Source organism: Lacibacter sediminis (genome assembly GCF_014168535.1).
Taxonomy (GTDB): domain Bacteria; phylum Bacteroidota; class Bacteroidia; order Chitinophagales; family Chitinophagaceae; genus Lacibacter; species Lacibacter sediminis.
This window is the reverse complement of sequence record NZ_CP060007.1, coordinates 1230949-1252293: the sequence shown is the minus strand read 5'-3', so window position 1 is coordinate 1252293 and position 21345 is coordinate 1230949. Positions and strand designations below refer to the sequence as shown.

Here is a 21345-nt window from a genome sequence, read left to right as displayed (position 1 = left end):
TTATTCGTTATTTACTACACTAAATTGATAATTACCTGAACCAATCTTCACAACGGCTCTTCCATCAGCATAAACTGCTGTTGCTTTCTTTCCATTCAGCAATACAGTTTGCCCCGGGTTTGCAGGCACATACACAACTGCTGTACTATTAGCAGGAATTTCCACCTGCAAGTTAAATGATGAAGTTGTTTTTGTCCACTCAGTTTTAATTAAACCATACGGTGATTCAAAACTTGCTTTTGCATTTGTTACATCCCCCACTACTTCCGGCTTGATCATAATTTCTTTATACGCTACAGAATTTTCTGTTTGCTTGATACCTGCAAGACCGGCATAAAACCATTCCATTAAATGCCCTAGCATAAAATGATTGTTTGATACTGATTCATATGCCTGCCAGCTTTCTGTTAAAGCAGTAGCTCCATGTTTGAGTTGATAGCCATAACCCGGCACATCATCACGATAGTTCATATCAAAGATCACATCACTTCTTCCGGCCTGCTCCAATGCTTTCAATACATAACGGTAACCAATATCCCCAGCTGTTAAAGCATTGTTCCTGCTTTTGATTTCACGGATCAACGCATCAACCACCGCTGCTCTGTTTTTCTCTTCCACCAATCCCATATACAAGGCCATTGCATTGGCGGTTTGACTGGAAGAATCGTATTGCATTTTGATTGGATCAAAAAATGTTTTGTTGAAAGCAGTCTTAACATCGGCTGCCAATTGCTGATAGAATTTTACATCATCATTCTTCTTCAACATCGTTGCTACTTTGATCATGATGTTGAGATCATAATAAAAAGTAGCAGTTCCGGTTATGCCCATCTTTGTCATTTGTGCAAAGCCGGATTTATTCGGCCCGATATCAAACCAGTCGCCCAACCCATGCGACAAGATATTATTATTCGCTTTGCTTTTCAGATAGAGCACATAGGCCTTCATCATATCATATGATTGCAGCAAAGTTTCTTTATCGCCATACCATTGATAGTTATACCAGGGATAAATGATCGATGCACTACCCCACTCAGGCGATTCGTCAAACGGCGGCGTAAACACTGTAAACTCAGGAGCGATCTCCGGAATTTTTCCGTTTGCATATTGTGCATTCTTCATATCCCTGATCACTTTCTTATTCAACGCAGCTATATCGTAATTATAATGAACTGAAGCTCCAACCAAATGTGTTTCTTCCAGCCAGCCAAGCTTCTCCCTGTGCGGACAATCAGTAAACACACTCACCATGTTACTTTTAATAGCCCAATCAATTAATGTATGCGTACGATTAAACAAATCATTTGAACAACTGAACGAACCAACGGTGGCAGCCGCATTGCGGATATGCAAACCTTCGAGCTTTACCACCTGCGGTAACGCTTGATTATTTTCTTTCGGCTTGCAATGCACTTCCACATAGCGAAAGCCGGTATAAGTAAACAAAGGATGCCAACTTTCTTCAGCATCACCTTTTAAAATATAGGTGAAGAAAGAAGGACTGCCGGTTGCTTTTTGATTAGCTGTTCCATCTTCGTTGATCAGTTCGCCACAAATCAATTTCACCGTATCACCTTTATTACCTTTTACAGTAATGGATGGAACGCCAGAAAAATTTTGTCCAAGATCATACAACGTAACACCTGCTTTTAATTCTCGCTTGGTTTGTGTTTGCAGTTGCTGCATCACTTTCACTGGTTCATTCATTTGCGACTCAAGTAAGGCAGGACCCTTTGTGATGGTGACATGTTTCCAACCTGCATCATTAAAGCCGGCTTGGTTCCATCCCTGTTGAAACAGATTCGCATCATAATCTTCACCACCGAATATACTTGAGTAGATGATGGGAGACTTATCTGCCTTCCAGCTTTCATCACTGATGATCTGTTGTGTTGTTCCATCAGTAAATTCAATCAATGTTTTTGCAATCAGTTTTGGATAACCATAAGCACCCGTCATTTTACGATAACGTTCAGAAGGAATATAATAAAACCCATTGCCGAGCATTACACCAATAGCATTCTTTCCCTGTTGCAGATTTTCTGTTACATCAAATGTTACGTACTGTGCATGCTTGCTGTAATTCGTCCAGCCGGGAGCAAGAAAATGATCGCCGATCTTTTTGCCGTTGATGCTTAATTCAAAATGACCGAGACCGCAAATAAACACCGTTGCCTGTTTGATCTTTTTTGCAACTGCAAATTCTTTGCGGAGAATTGGCAGAATATCTTTTCTTGGTCCCCATGCTTTCTTTCCACTCTGGTGCACATGCGGCGCAATGATGGCAGTATCGTTGATCTCTTCATAGCCGATCCAATTCGCATTGCTCCAGTCTTTCATTTGTAACAAACCCATTTGCCAAAATGCTGTAGCACTCAATGCTGATACATTGCCCTTATTATCCCATACCTGTACTTTCCAGAAATATTTTTTTGCAGATTGCAAAGCTTTACCTGAGTAAGCGACTTGTATTGATGCAGATGATTTGATTTGTTTTGAATCCCACACATTACCAATGTTTTTTTTCAGCAATGCTTCATCATCAGCTACCAAAATGCGATAAGCCGTTTGTAATACGTTCTGTTCCTTTGATTGTAACTGCCAGCTGAGTTTTGGTTGTGTTGCATCTACACCCAAAGGATTGCTGCGACTCTCACAGCGAAGATTGGCAACAGTTATTTGCTGAGCATTTACTAAAAAGCTCATACAAGACATCAGCATTATCAACAAGCAACGTTTCATTATTATCTATCGTTTAACATTGACCATTCACAATTCACCATTGACAATTATTGTATCTCAATTCCTGAAATGGCCAGTTCAGTTCCGTTCTCTGCTACTAGTTTCACTACATAATTCCCCGCATTGATCTGCGATCCCGTATTCACCGTAAACTGGTTCCATTTCCCCTCACGTGTAAATGTAAACTGAACAGCTTCATCCATCATCCTGTTGCCACCTGCATCAAACAATTGTAATCTGCCTTTCACCGTTTGTTCTTTCGGATAATAATATTTCATGGTGATGGAATAAATATCACCCACACCTGTTTGTACCGGCCATTGGATCGTTGTTGCTGCATTTGACTTGATGACCGTACATAATCTTCCATTCACCGAATCCTTTGCCACACCTTCACTAATGATCGCAACATTTGTGCGATATGGAGTAATAGGTTTCAGATCATAAGCCGGTTGCATTTTATTCACGGGCAGAAAAGCAAGCACAGCATTCTGATCAATCGACAAACTTACTTTCTCATTTTTTGCATAACGCTTACGGTAAACATTGTAAACAGTACCGCCTCCTTCATCTGTGATCAATTCAGTTTTGGTCAACTCGCCTGCGGGAGGTTGGGCTGCTGACTTTTTTACTGCAAGAAAAACATCTAACTCCATTGTTGGCACAAATGTTATTGTTTGGTTTTGTGCAGTATTGAGTTGAATCCAGTCAGCACCATATAAATTAGAAGGAAGTGAATTAAACTGAATAGCTCCACTTGCAAATTGTTTATCGCCGATGTCCAGCCAGCTTTGTTCTTTACAATTTTCGCAGGAAAGACCACTAACGAAAGATGAAGTTGATTTTCGTGTGATGCCTTTATTAAGAGAAGCAATGGCAATAGCCGAAATAACAGCCTGTCCTGATTTACTTTCCGGAAACGAAATAACCATCTTTCCACCGCTGATCTTTGCTTTCACTGTTTTCTTTAAAGCTGCATTTTTACCTGCTTCTTTCCAAATATCAAGATCGTTCAATACAATTTTATCATTGATCGATATATCAAACAAACGCATAGCAGTGGCGTTGATCCCGCCGCCAATTCCCAACCATGGTTCTATAAAATAGAGTTCAACTAAATATTCACCATCAGGTAATGCAAATTCATAACTGAGTTTGTCTTTTCCGTAACGAAAATCCTGGAATAATTTCCAATCATTGGTTCCTTTTATCGGGCTAAATGTTCTTCGTTGACTTGCAAAGTTGTTGGACACTCCAGGGAAATCTTTCGTCCATGATTTGGCAAAACCTTTATCAGCAAGCCATATATTACCGTTTTCATCTTTATACTCCGATCCTCCACAATTAATACGATAGAGAAAGTTATAACCTGTTGCTGGCTTCGTTACAGGTTTTGCATTTGCATACAGCTGTTTAAAATTCGGTGATGCAGGTAAATGATTCAATACGATCACATCTTTTGCAACTGCTTTCCCATTTACATAACCAATTGCATAGAACACATTGTATTGAATGTTCACCTTGTCCCATTGAAAATGTGTGCCGATACCATTCTTCTTTTGTTTACCTAACGATGACCCATTTATATCATTAAACAATTCTACTTCGTCGCAATTGCTGTACACATAAATGCTGTCCTTGATGCCGGGTTTCATCCAGCGGTTGGGCCATGTATGCGAAACAATGTAAACCATTGGCTCCTTGTTCTTGTCAGCATAGTTGCTACGGAACATATAATACGCATCTGTCGGTTCTTCCCATGGCGTGAGCAAGCCTTTATAATTCACCGGACCAATACGATCCAGTTCACGCAAACCTTCACCTCCTTGTACACGACCGGGATTATCATGCGATGTGAGCAACCAAAAGAATTGCCCCGCACTGATGTCTCTCACCGATTCAGCTAAACGAACTTTCTGCTCCATCAACTGCACCATACGGTCTTCACTTAATATTCCATTCTGCACAAAACTACCTTCAGTATGTAAATCAATCGTTCGCCATGCACCGTATTCACCAATCAACACTTGTTTCTTTACATCTTCATCATAAGTATCAGGATTACCACCATAAGTGCCCGTCCAGTTTTGCGGCACATCCCAATCGGTACCGCTGCCACCATTACATGTTGTAACCAAACGTTGGGTTGATGCAGTTGGATCAAGTGAACGGATCAGTTCTGTACATTCTTTAGCAAAATCTTCCGGCAGTTTACTTTCATTCTGCAAACCCCATAACACAACCGAAGGACTGTTGCGCCGCTCGATCACCCACTCTTTCAACAGTTGTTTGAAATTCTTTCTGAACTCAGGTGAATCATACCATACATGCGCTGATAATTGTGTCCACCAGAGAATGCCTTTCTCATCACATAACTGTCCGTACAATAAATTATGCGGTTGATGGCCGTCACGAAATGCATTGAAGCCTGCTGACTGCAACCATTTCATCCTTGAAATAATTTGTTCTTTGCTGAATGCATGACTTTGTCCGAGCAAATGTTCATACTCAGCAATGCCATTAATGAAAGCAGGTTTGCCGTTTAAGAAAAATTGATTGGTTGGATTTTTCCAGTTGATGGTGCGGAAACCAAATTCTGTTTCGGTTTTATCGAGAACAGCATTATTCTCCTTAACTGTAGTAATGATTTTATATAGATATGGATTTTCAACTGACCAGAGGTTGATGGCTGATGTCGGATTTCTGATGTCGGATTTACGTTCAACAGCAGTTCCCTTTTCTACATGTATACTTTGTTCAACAACCTTATTTATTTCTTTTCCGTTCTTATCAACTAATCTATGTTCAATAATGACATTTCTATTTTGCTGTGAATAGTTCTTAAGAGTGGTTGCAATATTCAGTTTTATTTCTTTCGCTGACATATCTGCCCATGCATGCACACCAAACGGTTCAATACGCACATCATTTGTAACCATCAAATGCACGGGACGAAAAATTCCCATTGGTTGTGAACCTTCCGAGAAACCACGTTCATCACTACATCCGCCGCAAACCCAGGGCTGATCTTTTATATTGGAAGGATGATGAGCCCTTACTGCCAATTGATTGGTGCTGCCATCTGTTTTAATCACATCGGTTACATCAATGGTAAAAGTTGTTCGTCCCCCATTATGCTCGCCTACTTTTTTATTGTTGAGATAAACGGTGGCGTACGATCCCACTCCTTCAAAAAACAAAAAGAAACGTTTACTTGTTTTTGATTGTGTGCTCTGAAATGTTTTACGATACCAGGAGTCGCCATGTCGGTTACCATGCAATAATCTTCTGTAACCTTCGTACTGATCCCAGTTGTGTGGAATGTTTACTTTCTTCCAATTATTTGTGATTGCAGATTGATAAGTATTGGAAGGAAGTACCTGGTCGTTGTTGGTTGCAATAGTGTGCCAGTTATCATTTAATGAAATATCCCGACGTTGAGAAAATACAGTGAACCACAGAGACACAAAAACACAAAGCAACACGAAGAATTTCACGCAAAGGCGCAAAGGAGCAACGGCGCAAAGAATCTTATGCATTATACTTTGTGCCTTTGCGTCTTTGCGTAGAAAAAAAATGCTTTTACAATTGTTTAAGCGCCGCATCAAAATTATAAACTGTATTTGCTTTTGTTTTTACTGTAACAACTTTCCCGTTATATCGAAGAAGCAGATCATTTCCTGTTTTTGATCGAACTGCCAGTTTCACCAACTTACCTGCATTCCATTTCATATCCATCACAAAACCACCTCTCACACAAATACCTTTCACTTCTCCATCAGCAAAAGCAGCAGGCAAAGCAGGTAACAGATCAACATACTTCGTATGACTTTGTACCAGCATTTCACCAATACCGGCAGCACCACCAAAGTTTCCATCGATCTGGAATGGCGGATGTGCATCAAATAAATTCGGATAACTTCCTGCGCCGCCTTTCACCGGACTCAACAACATTTTCACCATCGTGAATGCATGTTCTCCATCTTTGAAGCGTGCCCAGCAATTGATCTTCCAGCCAAGACTCCAGCCAGTTGCTTCATCGCCACGGAAGAGTAAGGATTGTTTTGCTGCATTCATCATGGCAGGTGATTCATCATAATTAATTTCACTACCCGGATACATGCCCCACAAATGCGAAATATGACGATGCTTGTTGTTTGGATCATCTTTGTCCTGCATCCACTCCTGCAACTGGCCATGTTTACCGATCATGTTCGGAGCGATCTGTTTGTATTTTTCTTTTAATGTATTTCGTAATGCAACATCTACATTTAAAATTTCACTCGCTTCGATTACATGTTGCAACAATGCACGAATGATCTGGTGATCCATTGTTGGTCCGGCTACCAAACCACCTTGCTCCGGTGAGTTGGATGGTGTACTGATGAGATAACCTGTTACCGGATCTTTCACAAGAACAGTGTTAAAGAACAAGGCTGCTTCTTTCATTACAGGATATGCTCTGTTCCGTAAAAAGTTTTTATCCTGCGTAAACAAATAACGTTCCCACAAATGCTGACACAACCATGCACCGCCTGTTTGCCATATACCATGATTGGCTGCATTGATTGGCGCAGTACCTCTCCACAAATCGGTGTTGTGATGCAATACCCAACCCGGTGCATTGTAATGATCTTTCGCTGTTTGTTTTCCTGTTTTCGCCAATTCACTGATCATATCAAACAAAGGCTCGTGCATTGCTGATAAATTCAACAACTCTGCAGGCCAGTAATTCATCTCAGCATTGATATTCGTTGTGTACTTACTTCCCCATGGTGGATTCGTTAAATCGTTCCAGATACCTTGCAGGTTAGCAGGTCTTGTACCCGGACGTGAAGATGAGATCAATAAATATCTTCCATACTGCACATATAATGCAGCAAAAGATGGATCATTGCCATTCGAAAAATTGTTTAAACGTTCATCGGTTGATAATGAAGCTTTCTTATTATCACCCATTACAATTGAAAATGTATTGAACCATTTTTTGTATTCAGCAGTATGTGCTGCTTTGATCTGCTGATAGGTTTTTCCTGTAACAGATGCTAATGCATTTACACAAGGCAATTTGGGGTCTGCAGTAATGTCTTTATAATTTTTATAATTGGTTCCTGCTGTTAAGTAAATGGTTGCTTCGTCAGCATTTGCTACAATCAGCTGTCCATTCTCAATTTTAACCGTCCCTGCTTTTGCAATAACACGCAAATAACTTTCGCCACGCAATGCCCCTGTTCTTACTTTAACCGACAACACAAGATCATTATTGACTTTTGTAACAGTATAGTTTTTGTGCGGACTGCTTAACTCAGCTGTAAAACTAATACTCGACTTTTGAGAAGCGGTGAGGTGAATAACAATTGCCTGGCTGGGCTGACTTACAAAATACTCTCTTGTATAATTTATACCGTTTGCTCGATACGAAGTTGCGGCAATTGCATTGGCAATATCCAGTTCTCTTCTGTAATTGGTTGCACTACTTGTATTACTGAATTTCAAATTCAAATCGCCAAACGGCTGGTACGATGCCTGGTAGGCACCAACCGGCGGCGGATTATCACTCGCAACAAAATATTTCCATTGACCCTTTAAGGAGATTGCTGCTGCATCATTATTTACCGGATAAACGCCAATATGTTTTACCGTATCCTTATAACCATAAATGCCGCCCTTATCAGAAAAGTTGAGCACCAAAATGGCAATTGTATTTTTTCCTTTGTGCAGAATATTTTTTGCAACAGTATATTTTCTTCCTTCTGTATTTTGCTGACTTCCCACTAACTGTCCGTTCACATACGTATAATCCCAATCACGAATACGATTGAAATCAAAAACCATATCCTCTTCTTTCCAATCATTGGGCAAAACAAAATCTTTTCGCAGCCACACGGCACCATCCAACCCTTCATGTCCAACAGTTTCCCAACCATCCCAACTCGGCACCGTCATCGTTGCCCATTTGCTGTCATCAAAATCTACTGCAGCATATTTTTTATCGGTCGTTACTTTTGTTATCCAACCTGCTTTTTCACCATCATAACTTTTCAAACCCATGAACTCTTTTTCCGCTAATGCTTCGGCTTCTTTTTGTTTGCCTTGAAATAATAACTGGCGAATGCTGTCTAAATATTTATACGCACCAGGACGACTATATTCTCTCGGCTCACCTGTCCATAAAGTTTCTTCGTTGAACTGAATGCGATCGTTCTCAATGCCGCCAAACAACATCGCACCAATTCGGCCATTACCAAGTGGTAATGCTTCTGTCCATTTAACAGCAGGTTTGTTATACCAGAGTTTTAAATCCTGTGCCTGCAACATCTGCAAACAACAGAATGTTATTGCAAGAGCCAAGTATATTTTTTTGTAAGCCATCTTCTTGATTTCTATTTAGCTTCTGTTGCGTCGCACACTTGTACTGCAACAATTCTATTCATCACTGTTTCACCTCTTCTTTATTTACATCATCAGCAACGATCGCCGTTGCTTCGCCTAATACATTGTTCTTAAAAATGATATTTTTCGTATTCGCTCCTTTTATTTCAACAAATGTTTTTGTTCCAGCGAAAGGCCAGTTGTTTTGCAACAACACATCCTGCACATTTGTGAAACGAATGAGCGGAGCAGTGGTCAATGGTTTAGCAGAAACAAACCCATCAACGACCAATCGTTCTGTCTTCTCAACTAATAAAGAAGGTCCTGTCTTTACATTCACCCGTACATTGTGAAGTTCAATATCTTTTCCATTGCGGATAGTAATTCCTGTTTCAGCTTCAAACACCACATCATTTAAGCTGATCTCACTTACAGGCATTTCATCCAGTCCGTTTATGTACATTGCCTGTTTGGTGTAAGCGGTGATATTGCTGAAACGGATATTGCGGAACTGCGGCGTACGTTCACTCACCGGTTCGGGTGGTACTTTTGAATACTCCATATCCAGTACGATCGCCTGTGCTTTGATATTCTTCATGATGATATTATCTACACGAATATCTTCCACTACTCCACCTCTACCTCTTGCTGTTTTAATACGTATGCCCCTGTCTGTTCCATCAAACACACAATTACTAATGGTGATCTTCTTTACATCACCACTCATTTCACTACCGATCACTACACCTCCATGTCCACTTAACATTGTACAGTTCGTAATCGTATAATTTTCTGCCGGTGTTGCTTTTGCTCTTCCGGGAATATCTTTTCCTGATTTGATAGTGATACAATCATCACCCACACTGATATGGCAATCGGAAATATGCACATACCTGCAACTCGATGGATTGATGCCATCTGTATTTGGTGAAGGAGGGTTGTTGATCGTTACCCCTTTGATGGTTACATTTTCGCAGAACTCAGGCGTTACTGTCCAGAAAGGAGAATTGGTGATGGTGATTCCTTCGATCAACACATTCTTGCAATATAATGGCTGTATAAATGGCGGACGCAGAAATCCACGTTTCATTTGTGTTGGATCATCGGGCAACAGGATATCCTTATTCAAACTATCGAACAAGAGTTGATACTTATTCCGTTCAGTTTGGTTTTTATAAAACGTCAATGCATAATTCCACCACTTCTTCCCATTCCCATTGATCAACCCACGACCGATGATAGAAATATTCTCTGCTTTATATGCATAGAACAGCGGCGAAAAACTCATCACATCCACACCTTCGTACCGGCTTTGTACCATTGGAAGATAATCGTCAAAATTGTCAGAGAAATGAAGCTCGGCGCCTGCATCAATAAAGATGGTGATATTGCTTTTGAGATGAATAGGCCCGGTTAAATATTTCCCTGCTGGAAAATACACTGTACCGCCACCAGCTTTTGATGCAGCGGCAATGGCATTGGCAATCGACTTTGTTGCAATTTTGCTGCTGTCGTTCTTTGCGCCGTATTTGGTAACATCGTAAAAACGTTGTGCTGTTGCTGCAAAGCAAATAAATGAAACTGCAAGTATGAGAATCGTTTTTTTCATCGTTTAATTCTGCTTGATCTTAATCGAATAGCCAATCTAAATTTTTATTCTTTGCATCACTCATCAACATGGCATCGTACACAGGAATAATCTGTGTGCCATCAACAAATCCTAATACTAAACAAACACCTTTAGGCAATTTGAGTGTATGTGCTCCTGCTTTGAAAGTATAGGTATGAATATTCACAGGTGGCATTCCTTCAATTGCAATGGCGTTCGAAATTTTAATTTCTGCCTGGCCATAGTCATCGGCACTGGCATTAGTTTCCAGCTCCGGAGCTTTTGCAAAAACTGTATCGGTAGTAAATGCCGCACGTTGTGTTTTAAAATAGCCTACTAATACTTTCACCGGTTTGTCTGTGAAGAAATTGATCTCTGTAGGTTCTCTTAACTGTTGCCAAAATGAAAGCTGGACCGCTTTTACACCCTTCAATTCAGGAGCGAGTTGCTTGATACGTAGACTTGTATCGCTGAATATCTGTACGCCTTCATTCAAAATCACCGGAACATGATTCAATTTTGCATCAACCTGTAAAAATGATTTACGTTCCTGCGTTTTGATGTTTGATCTGTTTTTCAGCGAATCAATTTTGTATTTAAACGTTTTCAGTTCAGTTTCAAACACCGGCACCATTTCTACCCAATGCTTAAATGTGGCATTCACACCACGCATCGGAATTTTTCGTTGCTGTGTTTGCATACTATTCGCATAGAGATAAGTATCTGCTGTGAATGCTGCCAGCTCTTTATAATCATTTACACTTTTTTCCAGCATAGGCACCGCAAGTTCAAGATCAGCAATGTTGCCGCTGTATTTGTATTTAAGCAACTGCACTGCTGCCTGCACTTTACTGCTAAAATGATCGGCCATTGCTTTATAGCAATACATATCGTTTACAATACGGTTGAATTCTTCTTTGTTTTTTGTCACTCTTCTTGAAATTTCCATGATAGATGTGACAGCCTTGTTACCGTGTACAACAACTTCTCTTGCTACCTGCGGTGGTGTTTCACCAATGTGTCTGATGCCTTTATTTTCTTTATCGGCATAATCAACGATCATTTCACCTTCCGGTGCTTCGGCATCATATAACAAGGTGAATAAACCGTAGCGGAACGGATTGATGAGTTGTGTCATTAACATACCCAACGTTAATGTTTGCCTGTTGCCATCGGTTATTCCAAAACGACGTAATAATTTCGGAGCGATCTCACCGCTCTCTTCATATGCAGTTAGTATTCTTCTTCCATCAGCTTCACTACAACCAAACTTCGATGCAAGTTGCTTGCTCCAGTAAACGATCTCGTCTTCACGGTTCCGTTTTGCTTTCCATGCATAACGGCTCCATGCACTGTACCAGATCCAGTCACGTTCAATTTGCAACAAACGTTTTCCTTTTACACTATCCGCACTGTAAGGCCAGTCCCAGTAAGAAGCTTGCGGATAGAGATGCAAACCGTTACCACCCATTACTTCGTGCATACCAATTACACTCTGCTGGATAAAATCAGGTGAGCCATAACGGAAAGGTTCAAGGTTGGCAAGAATGTGTACGTTCTCGATTTGCACACTGCCGAGCTTACTTAATGTTTGATGTAATTCCGCCCATGTTCCTCTTGGTCGTGCATAGGTCAATGCTTCGCCGTTGAACTTTGCTTCGGTATATAAATTTTTATAGAGCGGTAACGCAGCCCGCATTACTCCGGGTGCATCGGTATCATGCGCTCTTAAAACAATTGGCGGCTCTTCCGTTTTATTCAATGCTTTCAACCCATCTTTCACACCGGGAATGATCGTTTTCGTGAACCATTCAATATCATCATTGCCAACTCCTTCCATCGCTTCACCCAGACAAACCATCAACCCAACATTGGGATATTTTTCAACAAAGGCTGCAATGGATTTCTGTGTATAATCAGCGATCAAAGGAATAATAGGACGCTCACGTTCCTGTGTTTTGATCTTGTGGTATTCAGCAAATGGTTTGGAGACGATGATATTATAAAACATTTGTATCACCCAGATACCACGCTTATCGGCTTCGGTTGTTAAGAAACGATAGATCTCTTCATTCTTTTTAAAGGTTGCATCATCTACCTCTACTGCATAAGGATAATCTTTCAGCTTCACCAATGAAGCAAACGGATGACCGTTCCAGAGATACAACGAATTCATCCGGTTTGTTACCATTGAATCGAGATACTGTATCCATAATTTTTTATCGTAGAACCAGGGAAAGGTTTCAGGAGAATAAGGATACTCGTATACATTTCTGCCGGGTAGATAGTAAGGTTTCTGTACACCAATACATGCACCACGCAAGACCATTTCAGGTGCATCAGTCAATGAAAATGTAGCAGGAAATTTCTTTGTAGCTTTTAACTGATCAGAAAATGCCAAGCAACCATACAAAATTCCGGACTCATCATTACCGGTAATTACAGTTCGATTATTTTTTGTTTCAATGGTAAATCCTTCTTTCTTACCACCTGCCTGTTTAATAAGAATGATGCTGTGTTTTGTCGTGTTCAGTTTTAGTAGATTGATCGTTGCTTTTAATCGCTGTTCTGCAAATGTGGTTCGGGGAGAAGGTTGTTTGTTCTCGATCTTCACCTGCGCCGAAAGCACTGAACAAACTACTAATGATATGACGAAAAAAATCTGCTTCATATTATTTCACTTCCACTAATTCATTTAAATATATTTCCAGCATCGTAAAACCGCTTGCATCTTTTTTGTTCCCATCGCTTGCATCATTCGGATTCAAGCCCTTCTTTGTTTCCCAAGCATCGGGCATACCATCATTATCTGTATCAGCAGGCGCAGGAATAGATTTATATTCGGCCCAACCGCCCACTGCAAATACGTTATCAATAATACCCGGCTTTCCAAAAGATCCTTTGCCAACCGCTGTGCCTGTTCTTGTTTCATTCACCACACGCTCATCTGTTGCATCACGTTTGGGAAAAATAGCGCCTGCATATTTCAACACTTTCTCATAAGATTCTTTTGCTGTTTCAACAGGCAATGCAACAGAAACAGGAAATGCTTTATCTGAAATAGCACCTGAAGGATAACCAGCTTCTTTCAGATCAACGCCGTTCTTATTCTTTTTGGTTAAGGCTTTATCGCCTTCCATGATATTACCATCTACAAACCACTGACCTGTTCCTTTGCTGTTTTCTTTTTGATAAGAAGCATGTACAAATTTCAATTCAGCTGGTGCAGCAGGACCTGGCTTGTAATAATTGTTGACAATATTCACTTGTGAAACGCCACCTGTAATATTTACTTCGCCACCATAAGCAGCATTCGCATTGCCCCAGTTGTAAATAATATTGTTTCGATAGTCGATCAATGCAAACGTATCATGTGCACGTGCACCATTGAAACGGATTGCACGGTTGTTGAGATGCGCAATTAAGTTGTGATGATAAGATGCATATTGTCCACCCCACACACCACCATAAGAACGATGTCCTTTCATATGGCCAGCTTCGTACAAACCTTCGCTTACAATACACCATTGCACCGTTGTGTTTTTTGTATCATACATGGCTGCACATTCTTCATTTGCCCAACTGAAACTGCAATGATCAACAATTACATCATGACAGTTCTCCATATCAAAACCATACAATCCCGTTTTCAATGTACCACCGGGGCGTGAACGGATATAACGTATAATGATATTTCCATGATTGCCTTTTGAAGAAGCTCCATTTAAAATGAGTGATTGATTTTTTAAACAAATGCCATCGCCGGTAGCTGTTTGTCCGGCAATAGTAAGATTAGAACGCTTGATCTGAATTTTTGATTGCAGTTCGATGATGCCTGATACACGAAAGATCACTGTCAATGGTTCGCCTGGAAATTGTTCCAATGCCCAGCGAAAACTTCCTTCGCCGCTATCATTGAGATTTGTAACAGCAATTACTTTCCCCCCTCTTCCACCTGTTGCATATTTTCCAAAACCTTCAGCACCGGGAAATGCCAATTGCTGTGCGCCTAAATATTGAACAAAAAATAAAGATGCAAGTATGATCACTGAAAGTTTCTTCATTACAATTCGTTCTTAAAAATTAAAAAGTTCATCGGGCTTCACTCCTCCCTTTTCACAACTCACATAAGCAGCTTCCATGCATGCCATTGTATGAATACAATCTTCCACTGTATTATCAGGCTTTTCTATTATACCTGCTACTGATAGCATTAATTGCTCCATGCTTCCAATGAATGCATGCGGGAACCAACTACCTTCAATTTTCTTTTCCTGCCATTGTGGTTCTTTGCCTTCTTCTAAAAACACATATTCAAAATTATCTGCTTCGCCTCGTGGATAATTGATGAGTGCACCAAAGTTGATCAACACCGCACCTTTTGTTCCTTCGAACTTGATATAAGATTGTTGTTTGGGTGTACCGTAGTTATGACAATGATTGGTGAGAATGTTTGCTCTTGTCATATCGCCATAATCCATGATGATGTTGCTGCGTACCGATGCCAATGCCGGCATGGATGGATGTTTGGTTGATTTGGCATAAACCGATTTTGGATTACCGAGTATATGACGTACCAGATCGATATAGTGAATACTGTGATACAGAATTTCTACTCTTGGTGATGCCATTAAGAAATCCCACAAATGCCAGGGCGTGTACACATTTACATTTACTTCAATATCATTGATCTCGCCAAGTGAACCTTCCGCCATCATCCGTTTCATTTCAAGAATGTAAGGCGCATAACGCAATTGAAAATTAACGGCAGCATTTAACTTCTTCTCTTTGCAGATCGATAAAATTTTCTTTGCTGCATCGAGATCTTCACCCATTGGTTTTTGTAATAATACAGCAGAGCCATCCGGCATTTGTTCTAATAAAGGAATCAATGCAGGACCGGGCACTGCAATATCAATGATCGCATTTGCCGGTAATTGTTTCAATAATTCTTCAGGACTTGCAAACACTTCTTTAATAGCAAAACGTTCTGCTGTTGCTTGTGCTTTATCCGGATCGATATCACAAATACCCCGCACATAAAAACCACCCAGCATATACGCCGGCAAGTGTGCCGTATTTACAATACCGCCTGCACCAATAATATAAATTGGTAATTGTGCAGAAGCGATATCTCTTTGATGATTCGTCATTTCAACATCTGAATTTTTATTCAACTGCTCCCAGCTTGTTTCCCTGTGTTAATAATAGAACAGCAGTGATGAGTATAACAATAGCAACGGCCAGTAAACGAATCGTTTTGCCACTGCTGTTTTTCCATTCTTTCAGCATCAACCCTGTTACTGCACTTAACAACACCAGCAAGATCATATGAATGGCCCAACTGCTGAACTCGTATTTGCCCATACGTACATGACCAAGTCCATAAAAGAAAAACTGTCCGTACCATAAGAAGCCGGTTAAGATCGACATAAGATAATTCATTCCCAATCCACTCTCACCTGTTGATCTGTACTCAGCAAATGTTTTTTCTTTTCGATGCAAATACAAACAGTATAATAAGGTACTGATAAATGCACCTGAATTCGAAAAAATATAGATGATATTTCCTTGAAAATTGCCCGCACCATATTTCGCTGCCACATCAGCTATTGGTTGACCTTGATTCAAAGAAAACCCATACAATGCAGATAGCACACCTGCGAGTAAACAAAGCGGTAATCCTTTCGCCAACGAGAAAGCAGATTCAGTTTTTGATTGCCTTTCAATATCTTTTTCTTTACTGCGACCAGCCAAGCCACATACAGCAATACCTATTGCTCCCATGGTTACTCCACTGATCAAATAACCGGCACCTGTTCCTGAAAGAATAGTTCCTAATGTGCCGGCAACCAATGGCGGTAATAATGTACCGAGTACACAACTGATACCAACTGAAATAGCATACGTTAATGAAAAACCAACATAACGAATGGCAATACCAAATGCAGTTCCGCCAACACCGTAAGCGATGCCCAACAGGAATGAACGTTGCATAGCCGAAGCAGGCGCTTCTTTTAGTACGGTAGCGATTTCAGGAATGGTAATATAGGCAACAATTAATGGCAACAATAACCAACACACAGCGGCCTGCGCCAGCCAATAGGTTTGCCAGCTCCATCCTTTTACTTTTCGCTGTGGTGTATAACAGAGCGATGCGCTTGAAGCGCCGACAGCATGAAATAAAACTCCGTTAATTACTTCCATATTCTTATGCAGATGGGTTAAAAGGAATAAAAGTTTGCAGCGTTGGAATAAAATATTCTATCCGCTGTGTTATCATCAACCAAATCGTGAATGACTTCTTTGAAGTTTTTCCAGGTGTTGCTGTAAGAACCGGCCAATAATGAAACGGGCCAATCGCCTCCCATGAAACAGCGGTCGGTTCCAAACTGTTCAATTGCAAAGCCAACATAGGGCTTAATATCATCGGCGGTCCATTGATCACCTTTTTGTGCAGTTAATCCAAGTCCGGAAATTTTTGCATAAAAATTTTTATGCTGTGCTGCTTCTTTCATCAGCTCACCCCACTTTCCAAACTTCGCTTTTGTTGCAATAGGTGGTTGATTGAGATGATCGAACACCATTCTTAACTCAGGAACTTTTGCTGCTACCTTCAAAGCAGTTTCAATATGTGCAGGCAAAACTCCCACGACATCGTAAGGAATATTATGATCGGCCAATATCTGCAGACTGTTGATCACTTCAGGTTGCAGTAACCATTCCGGGTCAGGTTCATCGTGTATCAAATGACGAACGCCTTTGAAATAATTTTCTTTCCCGTATTTCTTTTGTAATGCTTTTAATGTTGCATCCGGATTGATCAACGGTAACCAACCAACAATACCGGCGATCCAATCAGTGTTTACTGCTACATGCAACATCCAGTCAGTATCTTCAAAATTATTGGCGGCCTGTACAAGAATACCTTTTTTTACGCCGCTTATATTTCGTTCAGATTCCAGTTCTTCAATGCTGTATGTGCGGTTGAGTATAGATGTGTTGCCTTCTAACCATGCATATTCTGCACGGTTAAAATCCCAAATATGTACATGTGTATCAGCAAGCCTCATTCTTTTCAAATGATCATTTAGTAACGGTCTGCAATTGTTCTGTTATGCCGAATCGATAGTCAATTTCTTTGTTATGCTCACCCAACAATGGAGCGCCCTTGCCTGCTGCTAATATTTCTCCATCAACTTTAATAGGACAACGTGTGGTGGTTACTGAAATGCCGTTGCTCGTCTTCACCGTTACTTCCATTTCTAACGAACGGTAACCTTCCTGTTTCACCAACCGATCGTAATCCATTACCGCTGCACACCATATATCTGCTTTCTCTAAAATACCGAGCCATTCAGCAGATGGTCTTGTTGTTAAATGGCCAGCCAGTATCGATTTTATTTCATCCCGTTTTGCGAACCAATCATTACTGTTAACAAACTCTTTCAATGGTTCACATTCCAGCAGTGTTGCCAAAGTTGGAATATTGGTCATTGCTAATGCAATGTAATCATCATTTGTTTTATAAATACCATAAGGCGCCGCAATATAAGCATGCGCACTATTCACTGCTCCACGTACAGGTAACTGCCGGCCATCATTGTAATAACAGGTCAATACTTCAAACTGAAAATCCAGGATACTTTCCAGCATACTCACCTGCACCAATGCGCCTTCGCCTGTTGTTCCTTTTTGATATAATGCTGCTAATATTCCCTGCGCAATGTGTGTGCCTGCCATGATATCCACCACGGCCACACCCATTGGTGTTGGACTTTCGTCGATATTATTGCTGAGCCAGGTTAAACCTGAAACAGATTGCAACAATAGATCCTGCCCCGGTAAATCTTTCCACGGACCTTCCACACCATAACCACTGATCTCTGCATATACCACATCGGGTTTTATTTTTTTCACCGATGCATAATCCAAACCAATACGCTCCATGACGCCGGGACGAAAATTGTGCATCACCACATCGGCTTTGGCAATGAGTTGCTTTACTTTTCCCAGGTCATTCGGATCTTTTAAATCGGCAGCGTAGCTTTGTTTGTTACGGTTGATGGCATGAAAAATAGTTGATTCACCTTCGATCATCACATCGCTCACATACAGCTCACGACAAATATCACCGACGCCCGGTCGCTCGATCTTGATCACTTGTGCACCCATATCTGCCAATCGCAAAGCCGCTGAAGGCCCCGACAAAAACTGGCTGAAATCGATCACTAATACGTCTTCTAAAAGTTTCATTGTTTAATTGTGAATGGTCAATGATCAATGGTGAATATCATTTCATAAATTCACCCGTAACACATAACACTTAACTTATAACTTCCAACTCTTTCCTGATCTTCTCATTCTGTTCACCCAACTGTGGTGCTGCTTTATCAGCAGTCAACCGTTGTCCGTTAATGCGAATCGGGCATCTTGTGGTAACAATTGTTTTACCACCTGCATGTATGGTTTGTTCCATCTCCAACGCATTGTATCCAGGATGATCGGTCATCTCATCCCAGTTCAACACTTCCATTGCCCACAGCCCGGCTTCCTGTAACGCAGCCAACCAATATGCAGTTGTTTCTGTTTGCAAATGCTCCACCAACACTGTCTTTATTTCGTCACGTAATGCAAAAGCATTTTCTTTCGGAAAATGTTTCAAGGCACCACAATGAATCGTGTCGGCAAGCACATGTATATCCATCATCGCCAAAGCGATGTAACTGTCTTTTGTTTGATAAATACCGTAAGGTGCACTTAGCAACGGTTGACCGTTTGCAACTTTGCTGCGCAGTGGTTGTTCATTGTTGGCAAAATAAGTGGTGAGTAATTCAAATTGAAAATCGAGTAACGATTCCATCAGGCTCACTTCAATCAAGGCACCTTTACCTGTTTTTGAACGACGGATCAATCCACCTAAAATCCCTTGCACCAATTGTGATCCCGCAAGAATATCAGCAATAGAAATTCCGAATGGTACGGGACCGTTTGTGCCGTTGCCTGTTGTGTAAGCCAGGCCTGTTATTGATTGTAGTAATAGATCCTGGCCTGGTTTATTTTTCCATGGACCATTCTTGCCATAACCTGAAATTTCTGCGTAGATCAATCGAGGATTTATCTGTTGCACGGTTTTGTAATCAAGTCCATTCTTACCCATTACATCAGGACGAAAATTATGGATCAACACATCGCTTTTTGCAATGAGTTTTTTGATGATCGAAATATCTTCAGGATTCTTCAGATCAGCAGTAAAACTTTCTTTGTTGCGGTTGATAGTATGAAACAACAACGAATTATCATCAACCCACAAATCTTTAATCGCCAATTTCCGACCAGCATCTCCTGTGTTCGGACGTTCGATCTTAATGACTCTTGCACCAAGATCGGCCAAACGCAAAGCAGCCGATGGGCCTGATAGATACTGACTGAACTCCAGCACCACAACTCCGTTTAATGGCAATGCACTCATGCTGTAACGGCTGTTTGTTTTGAAAGACTTTGCTGATATAGTTTATTCATTTCCTGTAATGCTTTTGAAGGATCACCATCATATTCCAAACAATCCTGTAACGGATCGCCTGCATGATCCTGGAAATGCAGGTAGCCATTGTAACGTGGACGCATATATCCATTATCCATAACAGGCAGCACCTGCGTAAAAAAGTAATTGGTTAAATGATTGGCTGCAGTATCCGTCCATGCACTGCGATGGCCCGGTTGACCGCCGTGTTGCACATACATGGTGCTTTGACATTCGCCCGATGTTACCATCGCTGCAAAATCAACCGCCACTTCTTTATGTTTACTGAAAGCAGAAACAGAAATACCTGTTCCGCCAATCGTTGTTCTTAATCTTTTTCCGTTGAAAGAAACCACATCTGTATAATGCAATAAATGTTCTGCGTAGCCTTTGCGTGCATAATTAGAATAACCGTATGCAAACGGACAATAGAGATAATCGTCAGTTGTGGTCATTAACTCAGCCACAGCAATCGGGTTGCGGCTGAACATCTTTTTATCAACTACACTATACAATTCTTTCATTGTTTCTATCGCCTTGATGCCGGTTACTTCATCAATCACTTCATCTTCGTTTTGAAAAGGTTCTGCACCATTCGCAATACAAAAAGTATAGAAGTTCATAAGTATATCTATTGGGATAGCAGGCACGGCAACTTTACCTTGCTTCGCTAATGTGATCACATCATCCCATGTCTGTGGTACATCACTCAACAGATCTTTACGATAGCTGGCAGCAGGTGTAGCTGCATCAATGGCCAATGCCCATTGATTGTTGTTATAGTTATAGCTGATATGCGAAAGACCAACTGAGTTCGTTTGCTGATCTCTTAAATAGTCGGCCGATAAATATTCATTCAATGGCAACACACATCTTGTTGCATCCGCACAACCTACCCATGGATGATCGATGATGAGCAGATCATATTCCTTGGTGAGTTCTTCAATGGGAAAATCTGCAAACTCCTGTAAGGTTCTTTTCTTCCAACGTATCTCCACATCAGGATGTAATTCAGAATAACGTTGCGAAACAGCAAGCAACGGTGTAATTCCACGGCTATGCCCCCACGTTATACCATTCAATACAATCTTTTGCATGC

12 protein-coding genes are annotated in these 21345 nt (G+C 40.8%); all 12 read right to left on the bottom strand.

What is annotated here, in order from left to right:
- Entirely contained in the window at positions 1–2706 is a 2706-nt protein-coding gene (locus tag H4075_RS05585; RefSeq protein WP_255460350.1) for a family 78 glycoside hydrolase catalytic domain, read from the bottom strand.
- Positions 2707–2789: 83 nt separating this feature from the next.
- The gene (locus H4075_RS05580) at positions 2790–6281 is read right to left on the bottom strand and encodes a malectin domain-containing carbohydrate-binding protein (RefSeq protein ID WP_182804929.1); all 3492 of its coding nucleotides are present in this window, start codon (positions 6279–6281) and stop codon (positions 2790–2792) included.
- Between the two features lie 43 nt (positions 6282–6324).
- The gene (locus H4075_RS05575; protein WP_255460349.1) at positions 6325–9093 is read right to left on the bottom strand and encodes a glycoside hydrolase family 95 protein; all 2769 of its coding nucleotides are present in this window, start codon (positions 9091–9093) and stop codon (positions 6325–6327) included.
- An 82-nt stretch (positions 9094–9175) separates the two neighbouring features.
- A complete protein-coding gene (locus H4075_RS05570) occupies positions 9176–10723 on the bottom strand; it encodes a glycoside hydrolase family 28 protein (protein ID WP_182804926.1) in 1548 nt (515 codons plus the stop codon).
- 19 nt (positions 10724–10742) lie between these two features.
- Positions 10743–13394, bottom strand: a complete 2652-nt coding sequence (locus tag H4075_RS05565) for an alpha-d-galacturonidase (RefSeq protein ID WP_182804924.1) — start codon at positions 13392–13394, stop codon at positions 10743–10745.
- A gap of 1 nt (position 13395) precedes the next feature.
- Positions 13396–14787 carry a pectate lyase gene (locus H4075_RS05560; RefSeq protein ID WP_182804922.1) on the bottom strand — a complete coding sequence of 464 codons (1392 nt, stop codon included), beginning with the start codon at positions 14785–14787 and terminating at the stop codon, positions 13396–13398.
- Positions 14788–14799: 12 nt separating this feature from the next.
- The gene (locus H4075_RS05555; RefSeq protein ID WP_182804921.1) at positions 14800–15876 is read right to left on the bottom strand and encodes a Gfo/Idh/MocA family protein; all 1077 of its coding nucleotides are present in this window, start codon (positions 15874–15876) and stop codon (positions 14800–14802) included.
- Between the two features lie 16 nt (positions 15877–15892).
- Positions 15893–16930, bottom strand: coding sequence for an L-rhamnose/proton symporter RhaT (locus H4075_RS05550; RefSeq protein WP_182804919.1), 1038 nt, complete (start codon positions 16928–16930; stop codon positions 15893–15895).
- A gap of 17 nt (positions 16931–16947) precedes the next feature.
- On the bottom strand, positions 16948–17796 hold the full coding sequence (locus tag H4075_RS05545) for an amidohydrolase family protein (protein WP_182806580.1): 849 nt from the start codon (positions 17794–17796) through the stop codon (positions 16948–16950).
- A 13-nt stretch (positions 17797–17809) separates the two neighbouring features.
- Positions 17810–18979, bottom strand: a complete 1170-nt coding sequence (locus H4075_RS05540) for a CaiB/BaiF CoA transferase family protein (protein ID WP_182804917.1) — start codon at positions 18977–18979, stop codon at positions 17810–17812.
- 70 nt (positions 18980–19049) lie between these two features.
- Complete coding sequence (locus H4075_RS05535; protein WP_182804915.1) at positions 19050–20195, bottom strand: CaiB/BaiF CoA transferase family protein; 1146 nt, start codon at positions 20193–20195, stop codon at positions 19050–19052.
- Complete coding sequence (locus H4075_RS05530) at positions 20192–21343, bottom strand: extracellular solute-binding protein (RefSeq protein WP_182804913.1); 1152 nt, start codon at positions 21341–21343, stop codon at positions 20192–20194. The genes H4075_RS05535 and H4075_RS05530 overlap by 4 nt, the downstream gene beginning before the upstream one ends.
- Between the last annotated feature and the right edge of the window lie 2 nt (positions 21344–21345).

Bases quoted from the DNA above. Each gene is read 5' to 3' on its own strand.
- H4075_RS05585 (WP_255460350.1), bottom strand. From the start codon at position 2,706: ATGAGCTTTTTAGTAAATGCTCAGCAAATAACTGTTGCCAATCTTCGC.
- H4075_RS05580 (WP_182804929.1), bottom strand. From the start codon at position 6,281: ATGCATAAGATTCTTTGCGCCGTTGCTCCTTTGCGCCTTTGCGTGAAA.
- H4075_RS05570 (WP_182804926.1), bottom strand. From the start codon at position 10,723: ATGAAAAAAACGATTCTCATACTTGCAGTTTCATTTATTTGCTTTGCA.
- H4075_RS05565 (WP_182804924.1), bottom strand. From the start codon at position 13,394: ATGAAGCAGATTTTTTTCGTCATATCATTAGTAGTTTGTTCAGTGCTT.
- H4075_RS05560 (WP_182804922.1), bottom strand. From the start codon at position 14,787: ATGAAGAAACTTTCAGTGATCATACTTGCATCTTTATTTTTTGTTCAA.
- H4075_RS05555 (WP_182804921.1), bottom strand. From the start codon at position 15,876: ATGACGAATCATCAAAGAGATATCGCTTCTGCACAATTACCAATTTAT.
- H4075_RS05550 (WP_182804919.1), bottom strand. From the start codon at position 16,930: ATGGAAGTAATTAACGGAGTTTTATTTCATGCTGTCGGCGCTTCAAGC.
- H4075_RS05545 (WP_182806580.1), bottom strand. From the start codon at position 17,796: ATGAGGCTTGCTGATACACATGTACATATTTGGGATTTTAACCGTGCA.
- H4075_RS05540 (WP_182804917.1), bottom strand. From the start codon at position 18,979: ATGAAACTTTTAGAAGACGTATTAGTGATCGATTTCAGCCAGTTTTTG.
- H4075_RS05535 (WP_182804915.1), bottom strand. From the start codon at position 20,195: ATGAGTGCATTGCCATTAAACGGAGTTGTGGTGCTGGAGTTCAGTCAG.
- H4075_RS05530 (WP_182804913.1), bottom strand. From the start codon at position 21,343: ATGCAAAAGATTGTATTGAATGGTATAACGTGGGGGCATAGCCGTGGA.